We start from the raw sequence: 22432 nt of genomic DNA on the forward strand, positions 1-22432 counted from the left end.
TAAATGAAAAAAATATGTGTTTAGGTCGAAAGTTAACTAGCTTAAAAAGTTTTAACTTTTGATATAGAAAGCTCAGCGGGAAAGAAAAAAGGGTATCCATCAGTAAGTTAACCCCAAAATAACGTTTTAAATTTCCAAAGGTTATATGAAAAATCCATAATGTTCCTATAAAGAAAGGGCCAAAAATAAAGCTACCATCGTTTAAAAGTTTAGCTTTCCATCCCCCTTTAACAACCCACCACTTATATGGGACAGCTAACAAACATATTCCTGTAACAAGTAATGAGGCAAAAAAGAGAAACAGGTAAATAATGTTTAAATGACTTTTTTGGAAGAAAAACGATAGAAATCCAAGGCAATATCAGCTGAATGATTCTAATTATATTAGGCATATAAATAATTTCCCCTTTTTATCTTAATTTTCCCTTTTAATTAGGAATAATTCACGGGGAAATCACTTAAATTCTGAGTTGCTTATCAAACTAACACCTATCAGTTTAAGCGAATTACTTCACAAACTTCGCCCTGCTGTTTATACAAATATTCATTTTTACTTGAGGGCTTATCCATGAAATGATTTCTGATTAAGATAAAAAAATGGACTGCAAAATTAACAGTCCAGTAAAACATTTTCGCGCCTGATTGCTGCATAATGAATAAATTAAAAGAGTTTTCCAAACTAATCTATCAAGGCTTCGGATTTATGCTTACCCAAGATAGCCCAATCATTAAAAATGTAAATAATAAGATAAACAAACTAATCCCAATTCCCCAAAGGGCATATATTCTCGATTTTTTAGATGTTATCAACCCAAGCAGCCCGAGGAAAAAACCAGCAATCGGCAAGGTGACGAGAAACGTTTTCGGAAAATCATCGATATCCATTAATAATGTAATATTTAAACCTGTCAGTGCAATCAGAGAAATCAGAAAGGATAAGAAACCTGAAATGGTTGGTAGTTTTCTTTGCTTTTCCTCGTTCTTATTGTTCACTTCCAGTTCCATAGCTTTACTTCCCCCACCTTCATCACTCTGATTTGATCATGATCCTTCAGTTTTCTTAATTCCTGAGTTGGTCCGGTAACAACTGCTCCATAGACTTGGATTCCATTTTTCTCGATATAGTGGATTCTATCTTTTAACACTAAAGATCTTGCCCGCGCTATTTGCTCGGCTGTTTTTTCATCCTTGGCCAGGAATTTTAAAATATCTAAAAATACTTTCTCGTTTGTCTGGTCTCTACCATTAAACGGTGACCATGTCGTGTCATCAACCTGCAGCGGATAGCCGATTGGTGCAATCGAGTAGCCTGCTTCATATATTTTTTTAGCCTCAATCCCCGTATCAACTGCGACCCATCTTACCTCCAATTTGTTCCCAAGCTGCTTTTCAAGCTCCTCTGGCTTCAGTAATTGATTCAAAGAAAGATAGATTTCCCCCACGGTCCCATCTGGGAGGTAATCAAGAATATCCCAATCAGATGCAACTGTTTTACCAAATGGACCGTCTGGATGATAAAGCATGTCCGTCTCCATGTCGCCCACCATCGGAAGCGGCCTTTCAAGCTTCATATCACGCTCGGGAAAATTTGGCTTGTCCAACACAAAATTAACCGAGTACTCCCCTGCTTGATAATCCTCTTTTCCAATCCGCTTAAACACATCAAAATATAAATTCATATTAAAAAAGCCAATATCCTCTTCAAGCTCCATCTCTTCCAAGCTCATGTTCGGCTCAGTCACATAAATGGTTTTTGTTGCAATCTCAATTAAACGGTTCGCTTTTCCACCAATCGCATAATACAAATAGCTGCTTAATGTCAGCACTGGCACAATAAGCAATATGACAGCCAGACTGATCATAATATTTGTCCTTAATGCATGATTTCTGCTTGCTTGAATCAGTCCTGTTTGATTTTTTTCCGGTACATATGCTTCAAACGCCTCATCTAAATCCATCGTGTTCCCCCCTTCACCCTATCCACGAAATCACAAGATATGTGGAAAAACTTCTCAATAATATTACTAAATACCAAATATCAATGTAGTACTAACTATGTAAATAAAAGGAAATAACAATAATGTTGCATTAACAATTATTGCACCTAGTGTCAAAGTACTTTTCTGTTTCTGATAAGCGCTTGATGCTAAATAAAGACCAAAAGAACAAAAAATCAAAGGAAAAAATATAGGTAACCCTTGAAGCTTTTCAAATGTAATAATATCAAACAAAAAATTCACAATAAATATTAGTGGAACAAGGAATAAAAAATAGGAAATAATTATAAATATTTTCTGCATAACATGGTTCCCCCTTTATAATTACACTTTAATACTAACATAATATTTGGCTTTAATGGTTTTTATTTCCATTACATTTCAAACAAATCTGACCGTTATTTTTAATTTAATATTTCATAATTTCTTTTAAAGGTAACATCGAGATCAGATTTCCCCTTAAAGAGTTACTGGCAATCTGATCCAAACATGAAAAGGGCGCAACCATATCGATGATTGCACCCTTCGTATTGAGTAACTAAACAATGTCATTTTTGCATAAAATCATTTAATGGTTCGTCAACTAACGTCAGTTTGCACAATTTGAGTATTAGTTTTGATAGCAAGTCTCATACTCGTCTTTCATTAAAAAACTTTTACAAGCCAAACCGTTTTCGTGATAAATTTCTTTCCCTATCTTTAATGCAATACTTCTATTCGAATTTGGATAATCTGGTTCGTCATTTAGAATGTAAAGTGTATCTTCATCCAACCATTCCATAGAAAAGTTACTTTTTGCATCACTATAATAAACAGTTTTAACTTTATTATTCTCATTATTGTTTGTGATTTCAACCCATACGTTAACACCGCCTGCTGCACCGCCATATGGTTCGTAATAAGCATTAGCTGTATATTTTTCAGTGGGTGATGATATAGGTCCAGGCCCCTTTTGGATAAATTCTCTATCAATATCACTAAATGTATAAAAGTACGTTTCATATATATAAATAGAAGAAAACAGAACCACTCCAGACAACGTTGCAATAAGTATTTTTTTCGGAAAGGGTTTCTTGTTGATGATAGAGTTTATTATCTTAACGCATAAAATCAAAAATAATATAACGGTAATGAAAGATACAAAGAAACCGAATAAAATTAAAATCATAATCCCCCCATTACAAGTACAGTAACATCATCTCAAAAAATGGAAATTATACATTACGCTTCCTCAACTCTACTCCCCTTTATTTAATTAGGCTGTTTTAAAGCTTAGTGTTGATTTGTTGCAAGTTGATTGGAACGGAAGGCACGAAGACTCCTGCGGGAGTAGCTGGTATGGGAGACCCCACAGGCGCGAATGCGCCGAGGAGGCTCCCAACTAGCCCCTAAGGTGCGCGAAGTGCCTGCAGCGGAAATCAACATTTATGTTTAACACAGCCTTTAATTAATGGCCAAGAAAAATGGACTGCTAAATATAACTGTCCAAGTTGTTGCATTTTTGCGCCCGTTACATCATTTAGAAAATTCTATTTTAATACCTTTCTATTATTATTAAATCATTAGATGGGGTAAGATCCTCTTTTTCCTCTATGGAAAAATCAGATTGTTGGCGATTTATTTCTGCATATTGAACAACCTTACTATCGCTAAGGAAAACCAATAGGTATATATCATCTCTCATATCCATATTACTTGGGTCTTTAAAATCAACACCTAAAAGTTCATTTATTTCTTCTTGCGTAGTATAAGGTTCAAAGAGTATTGCTTTGTCCCAATTAAAATTTGCCAAAGATTTTATACTTACCTCACTATTATTTTTGTTTTCAACAATCGAATAAAAAGATTCCTCTAATTCTGTATTATGTTGAACACTACTTTGATTACACCCTACTAATAATAGCAAAGAAAAGATGAAAATCGATAATGGTTTCATCTTACACCCCCCTAAACAAATTTTACCATATTTCACCAACCTTCTTTTTAACAAAGTAAATAAAAAAAAATGGACTGCTCTATAATTAACAGTCCATGTTGCATTATTTTTCGCGTTCGATTGGGAATAATCAACTTCAATACCTTTTCAATTGAATAAATCAAATAAAAAGTCAACCATATCAAATCAACTCCAACGGTAACATATAACTATTACCTTTCATATTCAAAGCTTTACCCGGAATATTTTTAAAGGAAAAATAAAACAACCTAATAGAAGAGAAATGCAACAATTTATAAACATAAATATACACTGCTTTTCACTTGTAATAATTTAATTGTAGCATACTAAATATTTAAGGAATTAAATAGAAAAATTAAACATAATTGTAATTTCTTATTACACTAAACTGATCCGCTAATTTAAGTATATTTCTTTACAATCTTTCCAACACAATTAACATTGTTATTCAACAATCTGGCCTAAAAAGAAAATTGAGCGTAGATCCTTTGCAGGAAATGCGCCCTTCGTATTGAAGATCGAACAACAATAATTTTATAAGTATATAGAAGCTTATAAAATGCGTAAAAACATCCGTAGGCTCATTTCATTTCAACTAACTTATTTCCTTTTATTTCACGGATTCAGTAAAAGAGGTTTTAGTGGATACAGGATACTCCCTCGAACTGTCGATCATTCTGTAAGTAAATGCTGCAACAATTGAACCAATTATCGGTCCTATAAAATAGATAGCAAGTTGACTCCAGTTGATGTTTCCATCTAATACACTGTTAACCAAGTAAGGTCCAAATGCTCTTGCTGGATTAAACGCGGCGCCAGTTGCACCACCTGCCAACATGATTATTCCCCCAGCCATTAAGCCGATAGCAATGCCTTCCAATCCTTTATACGCCCTTTGATCTACTGCAGTTCCCATTATGACAAACATTAAAATGAAAGTTGCGATTGCTTCAACCGCTATTCCTTGAAGATAACCCGTTGTCATTCCAAGCCCAGGTGCACCTAAATTACCCAAAATTACGCCGTCCAAACCTAAAATAACTACAATTCCATAGGCCCCTGCAATACTGCCTGCAAATTGTGCAATTAGATACGCAGGTACTTCTTTCCAGGGGAATTTGCCGATTGATGCTAAACCAATTGTCACGGCTGGATTAATATGTGCTCCCGTAAATTTACCAATTGTATAAATCATCCCCATAATTGTAATTGCATGAGCAAACGCAACAATCCCTGCATCAGCTAAAGTTGCCGCACTTCCGTGAGCAGTAATAATTCCGTTATATGCAGCTGTTCCTGCACCAATAAGGATCAATAAAGCAGTACCAATTCCTTCGGCAATACTTCTTTTTAACAGATTTGTTTTTTCCATTACTGTCCTCCTAACTACCACTTACCAATTTCGATTTTGCTATGACCTGAGATATGGAAGATAGACTTTTCATTTTCGCAGAACAATAACCACAAATATTAAACTTTTTGCAACTACAGTAGCAACAATAAACAACTTTGCTGGCCTAACAGACAAACGGTTATGTTAAACCATTGAAATATAATTACCTCCCTTCTTGAACTAGATTAACAGTCATTTCTGAAATTTTTGTGAAAAATTGTAATATTTACAATATTTTTACATTAAATAGAACAGACAAATCAGAAAACGAGACGGCTACTACCATCTCGTCACAATAAGAAGTTAAATTTGTCCTAAAATAATCAAGCGCCATTTCAAAGTACGTTCATTCCGCAAAATAGCTCAATAACAAACAAATATATCAAATAACCCCAATCGTTGAACAAAGCTAAACCATGTTACTTCTACAAACTTGCCTTTTAGTCGACAAAAAAGGCTGCCGCAGCAGCCTTTCTTAGTCACATGATAGGTCCTCAAAATTCTAGTGAATATCACGCTTTTTAAAGCGTCCACCTCTTACCTCAGTGATATCAGCAATCGCTAAAAATGCGGTTGGATCAATTTCCTCGACAATGGATTTTAACTTGGATTCCTCAAGTCGAGTGATGATGGAAAAGACCACTTTCTTTTCATCCCCGGTAAAGGCCCCTTCACCTTTTAAGTAAGTAACACCACGCCCTAAGCGGGCATTGACCACTTCACCGATTTTGTCGGCATCGTCGCTAATGATCCAAACCGACTTCGATTCCTCTAAGCCTGCTACAACGGTATCAATCGCTTTTGCGGCAATGACATAGGCCAGCAACGAATACATGGCTCTGTCCCATCCAAACACAAATCCGGCTGTTCCGAGAATAAATACATTAATAAACATGATGATTTCGCCAACTGAAAATGGTACCTTCTTGTTGATTAAAATTGAAAGAATCTCTGTACCATCGAGTGCACCACCATTACGAATCACAAGGCCTACTCCGACCCCGAGAATGATTCCGCCAAACACTGTTGCTAAAAGAATATCGTCAGTGAAAGCCGGTACCGGATGGAAAAGAGTAGTGAAAACCGATAACACAATAATCCCAAACACGGTCGAGATGGCAAAGGTTTTCCCCATTTGTTTAAACCCTAAATACACAAACGGTAAGTTTAATAGGAAAAGAAAGATTCCTAGTGCCACGCCTGTTAAATGTGAAAGCATGATGGATATCCCGGTAATTCCGCCATCAATAACATGGTTTGGAACTAAAAATATTTCTAATCCAGTAGCCATTAAAATGGCTCCAAGGGTAATCCCTATGGTTCTCATAATCTTTTTTCTTGCTGTAAGTTTTCGGTGCCCGACCGTAACACCAGCTAATTCTACCGTCTTTGTCAGTTCTGTCACATAACCACCTCTTATAAAAATAATCCGAACACATTTTATTATATCAAAATATACATACCCCATGTTAATTGACGATTCACTTTTCAAATAATTTAATTAGCAATCATTTATAAAAATGGGTCGTATTTCCACTTCAACAAAAGCCCTTCACATTCCAAGAGTGCAAAGGGCCCGTTTGTTTCATTGATTATATTTTTGCTAAAGCTTGAGCTAAATCCTCTTGAATATCCTCGGAAGCCTCTAAGCCAACCGATAATCGCAATAAGCTATCACTAATTCCCATTTTTTCACGTTCCTGTTTTGGAACAACCGCATGAGTCATCGTTGCTGGATGCTGGATCAATGTTTCTGCATCCCCTAAACTAACTGCAAGCTTGATTAACTTTAATTGGTTCATAAAATATTGAGCTGTTTGCTTTGTCCCTTTTAGACAAAAAGAAATCAATCCCCCCGCCTGCTTCATTTGCTTCCTCATTATATGATAATCAGGATGTTTTATATCACCTGGATAGTAAACAGCGGCAATTTTCGGATGCTCCCGTAAAAACTTGAACAGTTTTGCAGCATTCTCACAATGACGATCGAGCCTGACCGGAAGGGTTTTGAGTCCTCTGAGCAATAACCAAGCATCAAATGGCGACATCGTGCCACCGACATCCTTTTGCGTAGTTCTCGATACTTTATCGATAAATGATTTTTTGCCTACAACCAAACCAGCGATGACATCACCATGGCCACATATATATTTCGTCGCACTATGAATGACAATATCACAACCAAGCGTTAACGGTGTTTGTAAATAGGGAGAGCAAAACGTATTATCCACGATGATAGGAATTCTTTTTTGCTTAGCAACACGCGCGACCAGCTCTAAATCTATCAACTGCATCGTCGGATTAATCGGTGTTTCTATATAAATACAAACCGTGTTCGGGAGAATTTGTTTTTCCAATTCTTCTTTTGAATTCATTTGAGAAAAATCGTGAGCAATTTGATATTTTTCTTTTAACAACTGCAATAAGCCAAACGTACAGCCGTAGATTCCTTTTGAAACCAGAATGTGGTCACCAGTCTTTGTTAACGCTAGTAACACTGCCGAAACCGCAGCCATGCCTGACGAGAACGCTAAACCCGCTTCGCCTTTTTCCAAAGCCGCAATTCGGTCCTCCAAAATTTGCACCGTCGGATTCCCGAGCCGCGAGTAAACAAAGCCCGCTTCTTCACCAGCAAAACGTTTTTCACCCTGCTCACTCGATGAAAACGTGAAGGTCGAGCTTTGGTAAAGCGGCGGAACCAAACTATCCTGATGAGCATCAGGGTCGTAGCCAGCATGAATTACCTCTGTTTCAAATCGGACCTGTTTTTCTTCCATTCGTGGCGCACTCCTTTGCAACCATTTAGGCGATTCCCTATAGTATATGAGTGAACGTTTGGAATGAACTATACAGGACCAAACTTCGATAAAAAATTATTATGCCTTTTTCAGTTCCACCATTAGGAAATGTGAGGTTTTATGAGCGTTAATGACAATTTCCTCTTCGACAATTTCGAGTGAATCCCTCATCGCAAGCTCCACTTGATTAATCGTTGAACTTCCTTCAATTTGCACTAAATATGCTTGGCGATCTTCTCTAACCGCGAAGGATATTTCATGGCCCGCATCAAGCGCTAACGAGTAAATATTGGCATCCTGATTTATTTTTATTGGTGCATCGCCTGCTTTACTTGATACCATATGAAGCCATTGGTTTGAGCGCTCGTTCCAATCAAATCGATAATCTCCATAATTCGGAGTGTAGCCTGACCTGTCTGGCATAATCCAGATTTGTAAAAATCGTAACGTCGAATCGCCATAATTATACTCACTGTGATAAACGCCAGTACCAGCACTCATATATTGAACATGGCCGCGGCTAACAGTATTGTTATTCCCCATGCTATCACCATGAGTAAGTTTCCCGTCGACTACGTATGAAATAATCTCCATGTCTTTATGCGGATGGAGCCCAAAGCCTTTGCCAGCTTCAACTAAATCGTCATTGATCACTCGTAGTTTCCCAAAGTGGATATTTTCCGGATTATAATAATCGGCAAACGAAAAGTGAAAAATACTTTTCAACCAACCATGATTCCCTGTACCCATATTTTTATGATCAAGTTTCTTTAACATATTCATGTCCCCCTTATGTTCCACAGTATTCGTAAAATCAAAACAGGTCATTCTTTCAAAACATGACCGTAGAGAATTATCTCTAATTAAAATATCTCGAACTAAGGATAATATATTATATTTGTTGTGAGCTGTCAAATGGTGGTGTTAAGAAATGATGAAAAACAAGATTTTGCCCTTCAATTAATAATTAATCAGCCTTCCTCCCACCATAAATAAAATGGGGATCATACCGATTAAAATAATTCCCATGATAACTGATGAGATTGTGATTTCTTTAAGAGTAATCACGTTTGATGCATGCAATTTATAGAGAATAACGGTGTTGATAGGTAAATTAAGAAATAGAGCTGTTGCTAACCCAGGTGCATACGTATCCATTAAAATTGTAACGATTAAATGTGGAAATATTGCGTTAAGTACCATCGAGCCTAAAAAACCAATGAATGCCCATTTTAATATTTTTGATTTTGAAAAACTTAAATACAGAAAGGACACGAAATAAGCAAGTGCGGTAATCATCAATACAGCAAAATGAAATTCATTTGACGATACAGGCTTTTGAAAGGGTGATTCTAGCTGAGACCATTTTGGTAGCCAAAGAGCTTCTTCTAAATTATGTAAGGTTATTGCTAAGCAAAAGAATAAAACATAATAACTTTTCACGTAATCCCTCCTTTTGACACATATGTTCATATACAATTATTTCAAACAGTTAAAATTTATCAATAATTCATTCGCGCATTTTCTTCGAAAAAAAATAAAGTCTCTGACCTGAAAGGACAAAGACTTTGTTTTTTGGGCTGTGTTAAAGATGAAAGTTGATTCACTTTGATTGTAAAATAAGCGGAAAAATTCCGTTTAAGTTGGGAAATACCTACATTTCCTTAATAATAAACGGAGTTTTTCCGCTTATATGATCAAAATCTATAAATTTTTGCTCTATTTAGAACTCTTAAGCGGAATCTCTCCGCTTATTTGGGCTATTTGAAGCACCTTCATTTACATTAGCCGGAAATTCTCCGCTAATGAATTCTCATAACTACAGGAAAATCAACGATGAAGAATAACAGCGCCTTTTATTTAGGTGTCGTGCCTGCATTTAATCTATTACGTTTTTTACATTTTACAAATAAAAAGGATACTGGGGGTTTGTTCTCATTTTCCTTATTTGGCTCGACCATTTCTGTATACTCTTCCAATCCGTAATTTCCAAATTCTTGGTTTATGGAATCAGAATCATAAAAGAACATTTTTACGCCTTCCATGATCTCATAGTAGTCTTCGGCCAATTGTTTGCCCTTACCGAACATGGGGGCATTTTTTGATACAGTTGTAAAAATCAGATATCCATCAGGCTTTAATTGATCATAGCAAGCCTTAATAAACGCTTCTCTATCCTGTTTATTTAATAAATGAAGGAGCGCATGGCTAAATATACCATCATAGAGTTCCTGATTAAAAGGCATGTCCGTTACAGAGCCGTGAAATATCGGAATATGGATCCCATTTTGCCGCGCTAAATCAATCGCTGTTTTTGAAATCTCAATACCCTTAACATTCATTCCTGCGTCAATAAAAACCTTTGCGTTTCTTCCGTATCCAATCCCAGGTATCAAAATGTCCTTCAGCTTCTTTTCAAGAAAGAAATCCTTAGCTTTGATTGCGGAGTCTGTAGGTTCAAAGCCCCACATCGTTTGTTTTTCGATAAAACTGGATTCCCAAAACTCCATAATTTTTGTCTCCTTTAGTTAATTTTCTTTATACATGCTTGGAAATGCCATTTTTAAGAAGATATGGCCTTGATAGGAACTACTTTTTTGGGCCTATCCTGAAAAATATAGCTCCAATGACCTCGATTGGAGCTACTTTTTTGAAGCATATCGTGAAAATATAGCACCAATGACCCTTATTGGCGCTACTTTTTTGGGCGAATCAGTGAAAATATAGCGCCAATGACACACATTGGCGCTACTTTCATCGGTCTAACATATAATACATAGCTCCAATGAGTACAAATCAAGGTTCCGTATTATTCATATCGTAAAGATTCAATCGGATCTAGTTTTGCGGCTTTGGAGGATGGTAATAATCCGGCAATGATACTAATAATCGTACTAACTCCAATACCAAACAGGATATTCCCCAAGGAAAGGTTTATCAACTCTGCACCAAAACTGTCCACAAGGACTCTGTTTAAGATCGCACCGATGGCCACCGCAGCCACGACACCAATCAATCCGCTTAATAGCCCCAATAATGCCGATTCGGAAAAGAAGATGCGTTTAATATCCTTCTTGCGGGCACCTATCGCTCGCAAAATACCAATTTCTCTTGTACGCTCTACCACACTAATATAAAGCACGACTAAAATCATGATTCCAGAGACAATTAATGAAATACCGGCAATACCAGCTAAAACGAAGGTGGCCATGTCTAAATAATTCGTTACTTGCTTTAACAATTTTTCTAAATTCGCACTAGAATAACCTACTTTTTCGATATCCGCTTTAATACCTTCTACATATTTTTTGTCAGTTGCATAGACATTTAATTGCATCGGTTCAAGTGTCTTTCCGCTGCCCTCATACATGTTATCCAAGGTATTATACGGAACATAAGCGATATTAGCATTGGCGACGTTGGCATTTTCAATTTCAGCTATGCCTGAAACTGTCAGTTCTTTTTCTAAAATGATGGGCTTATTGTCAGCATCAATTTCATTTACATAAAACATTAATTTTTTGCCAACCAGCTTTTTAAACGTCTTGTCACTTGTTAATGCCTTTGCTTGTGAAGCTGTTAAGACAATTTCATTGGATGTCGGGAATTTACCTGCAACCAAAATTTCTTCATCCGTATCCTTCGTTAGCGTAGACAGCCGACTAATTTCTGTTCTTTTTGTATCATAAACGACACTGCTTTGCTGAATGAGCGCCGCAACCGTATCCACGCTTTCAACATGCTCCATTGCCTTTATTTTATCAATATCAGCCTGATCAAACGGAAGCTGGGTTTGCTGTACGGCTGCTCCAGGATGGGCTTGTTCTTTAGGTGCCTTATTATCTGGTTTGGTTACATCAATCATCAAAGGATTGAGACTGGAATTAATCTCATCATTTATATATTTGGTCACACCACTTCCCAGGCTTAACATCAAAATGACGCTCAAGATTCCAATTGAACTTCCTAATGCCACTAATAAATTACGGCTAGCCTTTAAGCGCATATTTCGTAATGCCAGCTTAAAGGAGGCACTTAAGCTGAATGACTTAGCTTTATTATGTATTTTTTCGGGAACGGTATGATAGCGTTCCTTTAGTTTTATATCCTCTTTGATTTTTCCGTCTTCCATTTTGACGATTCGACTGCTCTTATCTGCTACTCTTTGTGAGTGCGTGACGGTAATGATCAGAATCCCTTTTTGCGCGATGCTATCAAGCAGACTTAAGATTTGATCACTTGTTTCCTGATCGAGTGCCCCTGTTGGTTCGTCGGCCAAAATGATTTCCGGATCGTTAGCTAACGCCCTAGCAATGGCGACACGCTGCTTTTGACCACCCGACAGTTGATTCGGTTTTTTTGTTACTTGATCTGCTAAGCCAAGCTCTACTAATATTTGTTTAGCTCGTTGATTTCTTTCCTTTTCACTTGTATCAGTCATTTGCATGGCGATGGTCACGTTTTCCAACACGGTCAAATGTGGAATTAAGTTAAAGGCCTGGAACACAAATCCAATTTTACTTTTACGGTAATCATCAATTTCCCGTTCCTTCATGCTCTTCATGCTTTTTCCTTGTATCAGGATATCTCCTTCAAAATCGGAATCCATTCCGCCGATAATATTCATTAGCGTTGATTTACCGCACCCAGATTCACCAAGGATCGAGACAAATTCACCTGTTTCAAAGTTCAAATTCAAGTCGTGGAGAATCTGAACCCGCTCTTTATCATACAACGTGTATGACTTATTAATACTTTTTAATTCTAGCAATTTCATCGAACTATCCCCTTGTAAGTAGCATGAGGTGTTGATCTTGTTTGTTTTCAACTATATTAAATTATAGCACTCATGGAGATTGGAATTTTTGACAAAATATTGTCACATCTCGCAATAGATGAATAAAAGGCCATGCTTGAACATGACCTTTCATTCATTGGCTATTAAATTCAACCATTGCGATACTCCCGAAATGTTTATTTTTAAAACAATTTAGACGTCATGTGTCATCGAATGTTTGTTTAAAATAAAACGTATGCAGTGATGTGCGTCTTTTCGATCCGCAAAATAGGTTCTAAGCTCTTCTACAACAATCGGAATCGGATTCATGGAATAGCTGCTGATAGCAGTGCTGACATCGATTAACATGCCACGGTAGAATTCAAGATCTTCAGGTTTGTCTCCGCATGAGCATTTTCCTTTTTTCAAATCCTTTTTTAAATTGTAATATGCCTGACCTAATTCGTAGCGCACTAAGCCCAGTATTTCAAAGGACCAAGCTTCATTCATGAGAATCGATAGAGCCTTGAGAGCATGCTCGTGTGCCAATTTACCAGTATTCTTTTTCATCATAAAACCTCCCTAAAATGTTCGTTATTGAGCATACTCTTATACAAGTCACACACCATGAGGGGCAAAGATGCCTTGCATTTATTACAGAAGATTCCGTAATCGCGTGAATATAACGTTAATTCGGAATTTTCTGAAAATATATTTGTATTAAATATACACGATTTTTCTTAAAATTGTCAACAACTTCGTCTTTTTTTCACAAAATGGACAAAAATTCCCCAAACAAAAAAAGCAAGAGAATAACTCCCTCGCCCTAGAAACTCACACAATTTCGTCCGCTATCTTTAGATTGATATAATGCTTGGTCTGCTAACTGAATTAATTCGGAAACATCATTTATCGGAGAAGGAATTAATGTTGCCACGCCAATACTACAGGTGACAAAATTACTCACATCCGATTTGGCATGTGGTATTTGTAGCAATTCGATTGCCTCGCTGATCTTTTCAGCAAGCTGCAACCCACCTTCTTGATGGGTTTCTGGCAATACTACCGCAAATTCTTCACCACCATATCGGCAGACAAAATCAGACGGCCTGCGCAACGATTCCTTAATTGTTCTAGCAACCACCTTGAGACATTGGTCCCCGCTCTGGTGACCATAGTTATCATTAAAATCTTTAAAACAATCAATATCGAGCATAATTAATGAAAGTGGCTGAATATTCCTAGAGCACCGTTTCCATTCAACTTGTATGTTCTCATCAAAATAACGACGATTAAAAATACTCGTAAGTCCATCGAGAATCGACGCTTCAGTTAGTTTTTGCTCAATCTCCTTTTGCTTGGTAATATCATTGAACAGCCATAAATATCCATCAAACTGATTATTGGTGAAGATTGGAATAGCGTCACGACTAATGATGCGTCCATCTTTTAATAACCATTCTTCACCGAGAACTTTTGAGCGTTCTCTAATAATTTCCTTGGTCCTTGATTTGATCAACGAATAATCACCACAAAGTTCATGGTGCCACTTAAGAAAATCAATATGCTTTTGCCCATTAATATTCAAAGCCTTTGGCAGTTTGAATATTTCCTTAAATCTTTGATTTGACAAAATGAGTTGACTATTATGGTCCTCAGCGAGAATCCCGTAATGCATATGGGAGATTAATGCTTCAAGTCGAGCTGAGAGAAGCCTGTACTTTGCCTCACTTTCTTGAAGCAGTGTCCCATCTTGATTTAGCTTGATTGCCCCGCCTATACCAGCAGCGGCAGCAAGTAAAATACTTTCCTCATTTTTGGTCCAGTATCTTTCATTATCGTAATCATCAAAACCGATAAAACCCCATAATTTTTCTAGGATAAAAATTGGAACAATGATAACTGACTTCCTTGGGTGATTTTCCAAAAAGGCTTGTTCGTTTTCAGGGAACGTTTTAAGCGGACCGTGAATGGTTCGACCGGCAGAAAGTTCATGGTACCATCTTCCCTCCCCTATTTTCTGATAGGGGAAATTTTGAAGGTTTGGCGCAAACCTGTGGGCAATCTTTTCAGAGATTCCCCACTCATAACGTTTGCTCATCACCATTTGATCTAGATAAAGGTGATTCTCATAAATATATACACGCTCAACTTGAACAGCCCTACCAATGATTTCTATGGCATCATAGATAGCGACATGATTGTCTTCATTGGTCAATAGACAATTCAGCGCTTCTGCGACACCATTTAGAAGACGACCCTGTTTTTGAATTAATGCCTCAGACTCCATTCTCTCTGTAATATCACGGACATTAGCTAAAATAAAACTATTATCTTCTAAATGAATAACTGAACCACTTACCTCAACAAGAATCAAACTATTGTCTTTACATCGATACAATTTATCTCCTATAAAAAACCGTTCCTTTTGGAACACTTTATATATATTTTCATCGATTTCATTACTATCACTGACAATAAAATCAGATATTGTCAGCTTTAAAAGCTCGTGTTCTTCATAGCCGAGCATATGACAAAATCGTTCATTTGTTTCAACGACCGCTTTTGTGAGTGGATTGAACGCAAATATCCCATCTGATGATTGTTTGACCATCGCTTTAAAACGTGCCTCATTTTCAAATAGCTTACTTTGTAACTGGGTAACACGCGTTAGCTCATTCGTTAGTTGGCTCCGGATAGAATCTGAATACATTGCTTTATAGATCACTAATCCACCAAAAATGATAGAGAATAGAAGAAATTGAGGAATGTCATTCATTTTGACCATAGTCAACTCTGTGATAAATATAATGGAAATAAGGTACAGAGTGTATTTAGGAAATTGAAGTTTAGGAATATAGTACGTAATCAATAGCATTGGAGGAAGTGCAGTGATGACTAGAGCTTGCGCCATTGAAGTATTATCTAAAAATAGAAAAGCGGTTAATCCTATGAAAAATAAGATCCAATACATCTTTACCATCAACTGATTTCGATGTCTAATTAAATCAAGATCACTCATAGTGCCCCCTTTCTCCTATATTTTATATTTTACTATAAATTCCATAAAATTCCCACCGAAATTACTATTTTAATAAAATTTTCCGTCTATTATATTTCTCCTAAAATAAAAAAGCTTACTCCCATTTACTAGAATGGAAATAAGCTCTTGCTGATAAAATTATTCAATAATTCGAACGACCCGGCCATTAAAGGTATCAGCCCAATAGCCGCCTGACATATTGGCGATTGCCACGCCTGTTGAAGATTGTGAACCAATAAATTGTCCACCACCTAAATAGATTCCAACATGCCCGTCTGTTTTATAAGTATCGAAAAACACTAAGTCACCAGGTCTCATTTCACTTGTTGAAACTCTGCGACCACTACCTTTTAAGCTATCAGTACTTGAACCAATACCGATTCCTGCTTGAGAATATGCCCAATGAACAAAGCCTGAACAATCAAAGCGACCATTTTCAATATCGTAAGCAGATCTACCGCCACCAAATACATAAACGGAATTACCAATATAACGTTTACCAACATTTGTAACTATTTGGATTTTCTCACTAGCAGATGCTGATGTTACATAAGACGGAACAGCAGTGCTAAATTTCTTGCTAGCTGTTGTAGTAGTAACAGGCGCTTGTTGGGCAGCTAAACTGCGATCCTGCTGTTGCAACGATGCCTTCGTCGAAATACCTGCTGCTTCTTTCTCCTTTAACTCTGCACGCAATTGATCATTTTGTGACTTTTGCTCAAGAATCTGAGCACGCATTCCTTCTAGTTCCGCTTTCTGATCATTAAGACTACCAAGCTTTTCCTTTACTGATGCTTGCTTTGTTTCAACTGCCTTCACATCAGCTTCATGCTTGTCCCGTAATTCTTTGTCTGCATTAATGATGGTAGCAACGGCATCCATTCGATCGATGAAATCACCAAAGTTTTTTGATCCTAGAATGACATCTACATATTGAATGTTACCCGTCTCTTGATACGAGCGAGCACGTTCCTTTAAGACTTCATTACGTTTAGCAATAGCGTCTTGTAAACTAGCAATCTCTGCTTCCAATTTTTGGACTTCAAGATTCGCAGCATCAATATCGCTTTGCGTTTTCTTCATCATATTTTCATTATCACTAATCGCTTGTTCAACACGATTGATTTGTTCATTAAGTTTGGAAAGTTCGTCTTGAACAGCTGAAATTTGCTGATTTGCCTGAGAAATTTGAGATTGAATACTGGATCGTTGTGCCGAAATGGAATCCGCATGTGCAACAGGAAGCGAGAAAACACTTCCTAAACCAATCAACATCGTTGTATTTAGCACTAGGAGCTTCTTCTTAATCATTATTTCCCTGCTTTCTATTCATTCTATTTATGTATAGTCGATACACATATTTAATGTTTAAATGTTTTGAAATTTTATCATATGAAACAACGTTGAAAACCTTAACCTTCAACGCACATTTTGAAGTATAGCATTGTAATTTGTCAGTCTTGTTATAAAAACATTACAATTATATTTCAATTGCTACATAATACGACATTTTCCACAAATCGTTCACAATTACATGGCTTTTTTTGCGTCTTTTTCATAAAAAAAGACAACTTCCATTGTAAAAATGAAAATTGTCCTTTGTAATTATTTTTGACGCCGTTAAAAAGGAATGTTGATTTTCGCTTCAGGCACTTCGCTCCAATCAACATGCAAAAGTCAACAATTATTTACTTTTTTTCTGTTTTGTTTGGTGTTTTTGGATATTTTCTTCTACTCTAAACTGAACGATTTTCTGAATTGTTTTTAATGGCAGCGGTTGATCCAATGGAAATTGGACTGCTCCCTTTGAGCTTTTGTATTCATTTAGAAGTGCTTCGAAATTGGATATCCCACTTGGTGCTGGATAAAAACCAATATGCTTTTTTTGTACAGCAAAATGAACTAAATTTCCATGAAGATAAAAAGTAGGCATTTGATAGCTAATTTTTTCTGTAGCAGCTGGTGCCGCTTCCTTGATTACCGTTCTTAATGCCTGAAGCTTTTCTTGAATATCAGGCGTAAATTGCGAAATGTACTCATCAATTACTGATAACATTTGATTTTTTTCTTCCATCGGCATCTCCTCAAATGAGCAGTTTTGATTTTATTTTATCAAAATACCGTTCTTAAAGCTTGTTTAAATTTCCGAACTCTTTCGGCTTCCGTCATATATTGTTACCCCAACAGGGTCATGCTCCCACAATTTCTCTTTTACAAAAAGAGCCTGGTAATTGTCGTTGCAGTGTATCATCAAAAAAACTTCAGTATCAGCCTTGATCTGGTTATTTCTATAATCTTTACGCTTTATCCTTAAAGAGTCAATCAAAAAACCTAGACCCATACCTGAGACCAAGCCAATAATTGCCCAAAATATTGGACCCCAATCAAGCACAAAGCCGTAAATCGTACCAAGCAACATCAAAATCATTCCAATAATCGGTGCTGATTCAAAAATCATATTTTGTTTATCATAATGGTATTTCCGGTCAAACTTTGTTTCTAATGGTAATGCTAAAATAGAGCTGCTCCCTATCCCAAGCTGCTCTAATTCGGCTAATGCCCTTTCTAGTTGTTTATTTAATTTAAAGGATGCAATAACATTCATTGATCTGATTTCTCCTTTAAATGATTAAAAAAGCCCATGGAAAAATCCTGATTTTGATAGTTTCTCTCAAGGGTATGTTTCAGCTGCAATTTGTAAATCTGATTATTTGCCAGGCTGTTTACATATGCGTCATACATCATAAAGCCGTACAATGATGGTAAATGTAAAATCCATTGTGGGTCAATGGTGAGCATCGCATGTTGAAAATCGCCAAGTAATGCGTGGTGTATGGATGGAAGTAAATTGGATAAATGTACAACCAGAATAAACCATGGTACTAAAATGATAACTGGTAGCCGATTGATATAAACATGGCCTATCCCCGGCACCAAAAGCGACCAAATGACGGCAAGAATCGGTTTTTTATTGTCTAGCTTGTTTATTCCGAAAAAGGAATATGATTTGGAAACAATTGCATAGCCTTTACGCACTGCATTCCGATAGTCCTCATTCAATTGAATGGTGCGAAAGTAGCTATCGTAAATCGCAAATATATAAGGACAAATATAGGCAATAATCCATTTCTTATTTAGGATCTGTTTAGCCATCTCAATATCACCTGTCAGGGAATGAAAGATGGCCGAATTTAAACCAGTCAATGTATTTAAGATGATTTCATGGATAATTAAAATTATCCCAATTGGATAATGGCCCAAAATCATATGACCAAAACCTGGAGAAGCTGCAGACCACCAAGCAATAATTCCAGGTTTAACAATTCCAATCGAATTGATGGAAAATGGATTGATGTATGCAACAACATTATGTTTATCGGACCGTTTGAAGCCAGAACCGCTCAATAAAAATCATCCTTGTTTTATTCATAATGCTTGTATTATTTGAAATCTCAGCCGAAATATACATAATCTGGCATCGAAATTAATTATTATCATCTCAATGTTTTTTTGTGCTTTACGATATGTTAATATACAGATATTATGCTTAAAATTGGAGAGGTTGATTGGATTGTTTTATAGAGTTGCGATAACGGCCGTAAGAATTTTCTTAAATATTCGATTTAAAGTGAAAGTGACTGGTTTAGAAAATATTCCTGAAGGTGCGACGATTTTAGCGATGAATCATACTAGTAATTTTGATGCACCAATGGCTGGCGTCTACACCCCAAGAAAAATGTATATTATGGGAAAAGAGGAGCTGTTTCGCAATAAGTTCTTTAGCTCGCTCATTACTGAGTTAGGCTGTTTCCCGATTAAACGGGGTCAAGCTGATATCAAGTCTCTTAAACATACATTAAGACTATTAAAAGATGGAAATATTTTCTCTATTTTTATAGAAGGAACTCGGTCTAAAACTGGAGAAATGCAAGAAGCAAAAAAAGGAATCGGCTTTATTGTCGCAAAAAGTAAAGCCCCTGTTGTGCCTACCTTTATTTATGGTACAAGATCAGGCTGGTTTAAACCTGCGGGGATTATTTTTGGAAAGCCAATAGTTTTAGAGGATGGCTTAGACCATGAAGAAATTGCTAATAAAATCGCCGAAGAAATTAAGAAGCTCAAACCCTAAATAACAACATAAAACACCGCACCGGTATTTACCAGTGCGGTGTTTTTTATTGGCTAGCGTAAAGCGCCTTCGGCACGAGCTCATAAGCTGTAATCTGGTGCCATGTACTTTTCTTATATTTACATTGCTTTTTCTTGTTTGAATTCGACCACTGTTTCTTTCTTCTTTTTCATCGCATATAATCCGAACAATAACACAAACCAAAGCGGTGTAAGCAATAGAGCCGTTCGCGTTTCTTCAGCAAACAACATGACAATCAATAGAAATGCGAAAAATGCGAGCACAACATAGTTGATAAATGGTGTAAGTGGTGCCTTAAAGCTTGATTTTTCGCGTAAATCTGGACGGGTTTTCATATAACGAATATGTGAAACGAGGATAATACCCCAAACCCAAATGAAACAAATCGCACTAATCGTTGTCACAATTCCAAATGCTTGACCAGGTATCAACTTACTTAAGAGCGCTCCAATTGAAATGACAATGGTTGAAGTAAATAAGGCATTACTCGGAACATGATTTTTATTTAACTTAGAAAACAGGCTTGGCCCTTGCCCGTTTTGACTTAAATTATAAAGAATCCGGCTTGTTGAAAATAAACCGCTGTTGCAGGCCGAGGCTGCTGAGGTTAATACAACAAAGTTAATAATTCCAGCTGCTACAGGAATACCGACTAGCCCAAATACTTGCACAAACGGACTGCTCGTTGCATTCAATTTCTCCCATGGATTTATCGTTAAAATAACCAAGATGGCGCCAACGTAGAAAAACAGAATCCGCAATGGAATTTTGTTGATTGCCGATGGAATGTTTTTCTGAGGGTCTGAGGTTTCTGCCGCTGACACTCCAACCAGTTCAACCCCAACGAACGCGAACAATACCATTTGAAATGATAGTAAGAAACCGCCGATTCCATTTGGAAATAGACCGCCATAGTTCCATAAGTTCGTTACTGTAACTGCACCTGCATCAGTCTTAAAGCCCATTATTAATAAAACTACGCCGATGGCAATTAACGCTAAAATGGTGATGACTTTAATTAAGGCAAACCAAAATTCCAATTCACCAAACAGCTTTACCGTCAACAGATTTAGCCCTAATAAAATAACTAAACACACTACAGCCGGAACCCACTGTGGAATATCGAACCAATATTGAACATACATTCCAACTGCAATAATATCGGCCATACCGATCATAATCCAGCAAAACCAATACGTCCAACCTGTCACATAACCGGCCCACGGTCCAATATAATCTGCTGCAAAATCAGTAAACGACTGATAGCCTGCGTTCGATAACAGCAGTTCACCTAAAGCTCTCATCACAAAGAATACCATGATACCAATAATTAAATACGAAAAGATAATGGACGGTCCAGCTAGTGAAATCGCTTTCCCCGAGCCTAGAAAAAGGCCTGTTCCAATTGTTCCACCGATGGCAATCAATTGTACGTGGCGATTTTTCAGGTCTTTCTTTAATTCCTTCTGCTCCATAATGAATTCCCCCAATTTGTTACTCTTGTATTCTTTTTTGAAAAATAAAAAGAGACTGGAATTGCTCCAATCTCATTGTTTGACAGAATAACAAATAGATTTGTCCCCTATTTGGGAAAACAAACGAATTCGATACTCTTCTGTCCTTTTGCCTGAGATTGTGAACCCTTCGGCGCCGCAACAGGTTGCGGTCTCTCCAGAAGCTGCTCCTGCTATAGTGTGACCCATAGCAATCATAGCCCGCTATTCAATTTTCATTATGCACCGTCCTAGTCGCCCAACAAGTTATTGTGCAATAATTTTAAATTTTATCAGTATTACTTATTTTGGTCAATACCATCTCTTAATAGTTTGCTAGATTACACATAATTATATATAATTTGGTCAAAATTCTATTTAAAGTAGTGATTATGGATGATGGGTTCCAGGAAAACAGTTCAATCCCGCTCGCAACGGGTCATTTATTTTATCGCAATCATCATCACGATTTTGTTAGGACTGGCTTCTCGCCAATACGCGGCAATGCTACCGTTTTTTGTCGCAGAACATGCCGGCGATGCACTGTGGGGGATGATGGTTTATTTTGGATTCCGTTTTTTACTGATTTCTAAAAAGGTTGGATGGTCATTTTTGTTCAGTATAATATTTAGCTTCGCAATAGAATTTAGCCAACTATACCAGGCGGAATGGCTCAATGACATTCGCGCGACAGTTCTCGGAGCATTAATATGGGGGAAAGGTTTTCTGTTCATCGATCTAGTTCGTTATACGACTGGGATCTTGATTGGCGCTGGAATTGATAAGCTATTAAAAAAAGGTTAACCATTTTTTGGTTAACCTTT

At 36.9% G+C, this 22432-nt stretch carries 20 protein-coding genes and 1 riboswitch; of the genes, 2 read left to right on the plus strand and 18 right to left on the minus strand.

Annotated elements, in window-relative coordinates:
- Positions 1 to 687: 687 nt before the first annotated feature.
- The 17 genes from HHO41_RS03075 to HHO41_RS03155 form a co-directional block, all read right to left on the minus strand.
- Positions 688 to 1005 carry a hypothetical protein gene (locus tag HHO41_RS03075; RefSeq protein ID WP_169095374.1) on the minus strand — a complete coding sequence of 106 codons (318 nt, stop codon included), beginning with the start codon at positions 1003 to 1005 and terminating at the stop codon, positions 688 to 690.
- The gene (locus HHO41_RS03080; RefSeq protein WP_169095375.1) at positions 990 to 1958 is read right to left on the minus strand and encodes an anti-sigma factor; all 969 of its coding nucleotides are present in this window, start codon (positions 1956 to 1958) and stop codon (positions 990 to 992) included. Before HHO41_RS03080 ends, HHO41_RS03075 begins: the two co-directional genes overlap by 16 nt.
- Before the next feature lie 649 nt (positions 1959 to 2607).
- Positions 2608 to 3165, minus strand: a complete 558-nt coding sequence (locus HHO41_RS03085) for a DUF5412 family protein (RefSeq protein WP_169095376.1) — start codon at positions 3163 to 3165, stop codon at positions 2608 to 2610.
- A 366-nt stretch (positions 3166 to 3531) separates the two neighbouring features.
- On the minus strand, positions 3532 to 3933 hold the full coding sequence (locus tag HHO41_RS03090) for a hypothetical protein (protein WP_169095377.1): 402 nt from the start codon (positions 3931 to 3933) through the stop codon (positions 3532 to 3534).
- Positions 3934 to 4564: 631 nt separating this feature from the next.
- On the minus strand, positions 4565 to 5326 hold the full coding sequence (locus HHO41_RS03095) for an MIP/aquaporin family protein (RefSeq protein ID WP_169095378.1): 762 nt from the start codon (positions 5324 to 5326) through the stop codon (positions 4565 to 4567).
- A 523-nt stretch (positions 5327 to 5849) separates the two neighbouring features.
- Positions 5850 to 6674: a YitT family protein gene (locus HHO41_RS03100; RefSeq protein ID WP_248278357.1), complete on the minus strand. Its 825-nt coding sequence runs from the start codon at positions 6672 to 6674 to the stop codon at positions 5850 to 5852.
- Between the two features lie 265 nt (positions 6675 to 6939).
- Complete coding sequence (gene megL / locus HHO41_RS03105; RefSeq protein ID WP_169095380.1) at positions 6940 to 8124, minus strand: methionine gamma-lyase; 1185 nt, start codon at positions 8122 to 8124, stop codon at positions 6940 to 6942.
- Between the two features lie 99 nt (positions 8125 to 8223).
- The gene (locus tag HHO41_RS03110; RefSeq protein WP_169095381.1) at positions 8224 to 8922 is read right to left on the minus strand and encodes a pirin family protein; all 699 of its coding nucleotides are present in this window, start codon (positions 8920 to 8922) and stop codon (positions 8224 to 8226) included.
- Positions 8923 to 9105: 183 nt separating this feature from the next.
- On the minus strand, positions 9106 to 9588 hold the full coding sequence (locus tag HHO41_RS03115; protein ID WP_348981214.1) for an HXXEE domain-containing protein: 483 nt from the start codon (positions 9586 to 9588) through the stop codon (positions 9106 to 9108).
- A 413-nt stretch (positions 9589 to 10001) separates the two neighbouring features.
- Entirely contained in the window at positions 10002 to 10655 is a 654-nt protein-coding gene (locus HHO41_RS03120; protein ID WP_211171017.1) for a class I SAM-dependent methyltransferase, read from the minus strand.
- A 299-nt stretch (positions 10656 to 10954) separates the two neighbouring features.
- On the minus strand, positions 10955 to 12922 hold the full coding sequence (locus HHO41_RS03125; protein ID WP_169095383.1) for an ABC transporter ATP-binding protein/permease: 1968 nt from the start codon (positions 12920 to 12922) through the stop codon (positions 10955 to 10957).
- A gap of 213 nt (positions 12923 to 13135) precedes the next feature.
- Complete coding sequence (locus HHO41_RS03130; protein ID WP_169095384.1) at positions 13136 to 13492, minus strand: hypothetical protein; 357 nt, start codon at positions 13490 to 13492, stop codon at positions 13136 to 13138.
- 256 nt (positions 13493 to 13748) lie between these two features.
- Positions 13749 to 15944, minus strand: coding sequence for a diguanylate cyclase domain-containing protein (locus HHO41_RS03135; RefSeq protein WP_169095385.1), 2196 nt, complete (start codon positions 15942 to 15944; stop codon positions 13749 to 13751).
- A 159-nt stretch (positions 15945 to 16103) separates the two neighbouring features.
- Positions 16104 to 17276 carry a coiled-coil domain-containing protein gene (locus tag HHO41_RS03140; RefSeq protein WP_169095386.1) on the minus strand — a complete coding sequence of 391 codons (1173 nt, stop codon included), beginning with the start codon at positions 17274 to 17276 and terminating at the stop codon, positions 16104 to 16106.
- Positions 17277 to 17649: 373 nt separating this feature from the next.
- Complete coding sequence (locus tag HHO41_RS03145; protein WP_169095387.1) at positions 17650 to 18039, minus strand: iron chaperone; 390 nt, start codon at positions 18037 to 18039, stop codon at positions 17650 to 17652.
- 63 nt (positions 18040 to 18102) lie between these two features.
- The gene (locus HHO41_RS03150; RefSeq protein WP_169095388.1) at positions 18103 to 18570 is read right to left on the minus strand and encodes a hypothetical protein; all 468 of its coding nucleotides are present in this window, start codon (positions 18568 to 18570) and stop codon (positions 18103 to 18105) included.
- Positions 18567 to 19370, minus strand: coding sequence for a hypothetical protein (locus HHO41_RS03155; protein WP_169095389.1), 804 nt, complete (start codon positions 19368 to 19370; stop codon positions 18567 to 18569). The genes HHO41_RS03150 and HHO41_RS03155 overlap by 4 nt, the downstream gene beginning before the upstream one ends.
- A 166-nt stretch (positions 19371 to 19536) precedes the next feature.
- Here HHO41_RS03155 and HHO41_RS03160 point away from each other — a divergent pair, with 166 nt between their 5' ends.
- A complete protein-coding gene (locus HHO41_RS03160; protein WP_248278348.1) occupies positions 19537 to 20094 on the plus strand; it encodes a lysophospholipid acyltransferase family protein in 558 nt (185 codons plus the stop codon).
- A gap of 119 nt (positions 20095 to 20213) precedes the next feature.
- On the opposite strand, the gene HHO41_RS03165 is transcribed toward HHO41_RS03160, so the two are convergent.
- Positions 20214 to 21590, minus strand: coding sequence for an amino acid permease (locus HHO41_RS03165; protein ID WP_169095391.1), 1377 nt, complete (start codon positions 21588 to 21590; stop codon positions 20214 to 20216).
- A gap of 130 nt (positions 21591 to 21720) precedes the next feature.
- A riboswitch (glycine riboswitch) is annotated at positions 21721 to 21800 on the minus strand.
- 204 nt (positions 21801 to 22004) lie between these two features.
- Here HHO41_RS03165 and HHO41_RS03170 point away from each other — a divergent pair.
- Positions 22005 to 22412 (plus strand): ribosomal maturation YjgA family protein, encoded by a 408-nt coding sequence (locus tag HHO41_RS03170; RefSeq protein WP_248278349.1) that lies wholly within the window; start codon positions 22005 to 22007, stop codon positions 22410 to 22412.
- Positions 22413 to 22432 lie beyond the last annotated feature (20 nt).

Source organism: Bacillus sp. DNRA2 (genome assembly GCF_012843265.1).
In the GTDB taxonomy this organism is placed as follows: domain Bacteria; phylum Bacillota; class Bacilli; order Bacillales; family Cytobacillaceae; genus Bacillus_BU.

Coding starts and splice junctions, on each gene's coding strand:
- HHO41_RS03075 (WP_169095374.1), bottom strand. CDS start 1,005: ATGGAACTGGAAGTGAACAATAAGAACGAGGAAAAGCAAAGAAAACTA.
- HHO41_RS03080 (WP_169095375.1), bottom strand. CDS start 1,958: ATGGATTTAGATGAGGCGTTTGAAGCATATGTACCGGAAAAAAATCAA.
- HHO41_RS03085 (WP_169095376.1), bottom strand. CDS start 3,165: ATGATTTTAATTTTATTCGGTTTCTTTGTATCTTTCATTACCGTTATA.
- HHO41_RS03090 (WP_169095377.1), bottom strand. CDS start 3,933: ATGAAACCATTATCGATTTTCATCTTTTCTTTGCTATTATTAGTAGGG.
- HHO41_RS03095 (WP_169095378.1), bottom strand. CDS start 5,326: ATGGAAAAAACAAATCTGTTAAAAAGAAGTATTGCCGAAGGAATTGGT.
- HHO41_RS03100 (WP_248278357.1), bottom strand. CDS start 6,674: ATGAGAACCATAGGGATTACCCTTGGAGCCATTTTAATGGCTACTGGA.
- megL (WP_169095380.1), bottom strand. CDS start 8,124: ATGGAAGAAAAACAGGTCCGATTTGAAACAGAGGTAATTCATGCTGGC.
- HHO41_RS03110 (WP_169095381.1), bottom strand. CDS start 8,922: ATGTTAAAGAAACTTGATCATAAAAATATGGGTACAGGGAATCATGGT.
- HHO41_RS03120 (WP_211171017.1), bottom strand. CDS start 10,655: ATGGAGTTTTGGGAATCCAGTTTTATCGAAAAACAAACGATGTGGGGC.
- HHO41_RS03125 (WP_169095383.1), bottom strand. CDS start 12,922: ATGAAATTGCTAGAATTAAAAAGTATTAATAAGTCATACACGTTGTAT.
- HHO41_RS03130 (WP_169095384.1), bottom strand. CDS start 13,492: ATGAAAAAGAATACTGGTAAATTGGCACACGAGCATGCTCTCAAGGCT.
- HHO41_RS03135 (WP_169095385.1), bottom strand. CDS start 15,944: ATGAGTGATCTTGATTTAATTAGACATCGAAATCAGTTGATGGTAAAG.
- HHO41_RS03140 (WP_169095386.1), bottom strand. CDS start 17,276: ATGATTAAGAAGAAGCTCCTAGTGCTAAATACAACGATGTTGATTGGT.
- HHO41_RS03145 (WP_169095387.1), bottom strand. CDS start 18,039: ATGGAAGAAAAAAATCAAATGTTATCAGTAATTGATGAGTACATTTCG.
- HHO41_RS03150 (WP_169095388.1), bottom strand. CDS start 18,570: ATGAATGTTATTGCATCCTTTAAATTAAATAAACAACTAGAAAGGGCA.
- HHO41_RS03165 (WP_169095391.1), bottom strand. CDS start 21,590: ATGGAGCAGAAGGAATTAAAGAAAGACCTGAAAAATCGCCACGTACAA.
- HHO41_RS03170 (WP_248278349.1), top strand. CDS start 22,005: ATGATGGGTTCCAGGAAAACAGTTCAATCCCGCTCGCAACGGGTCATT.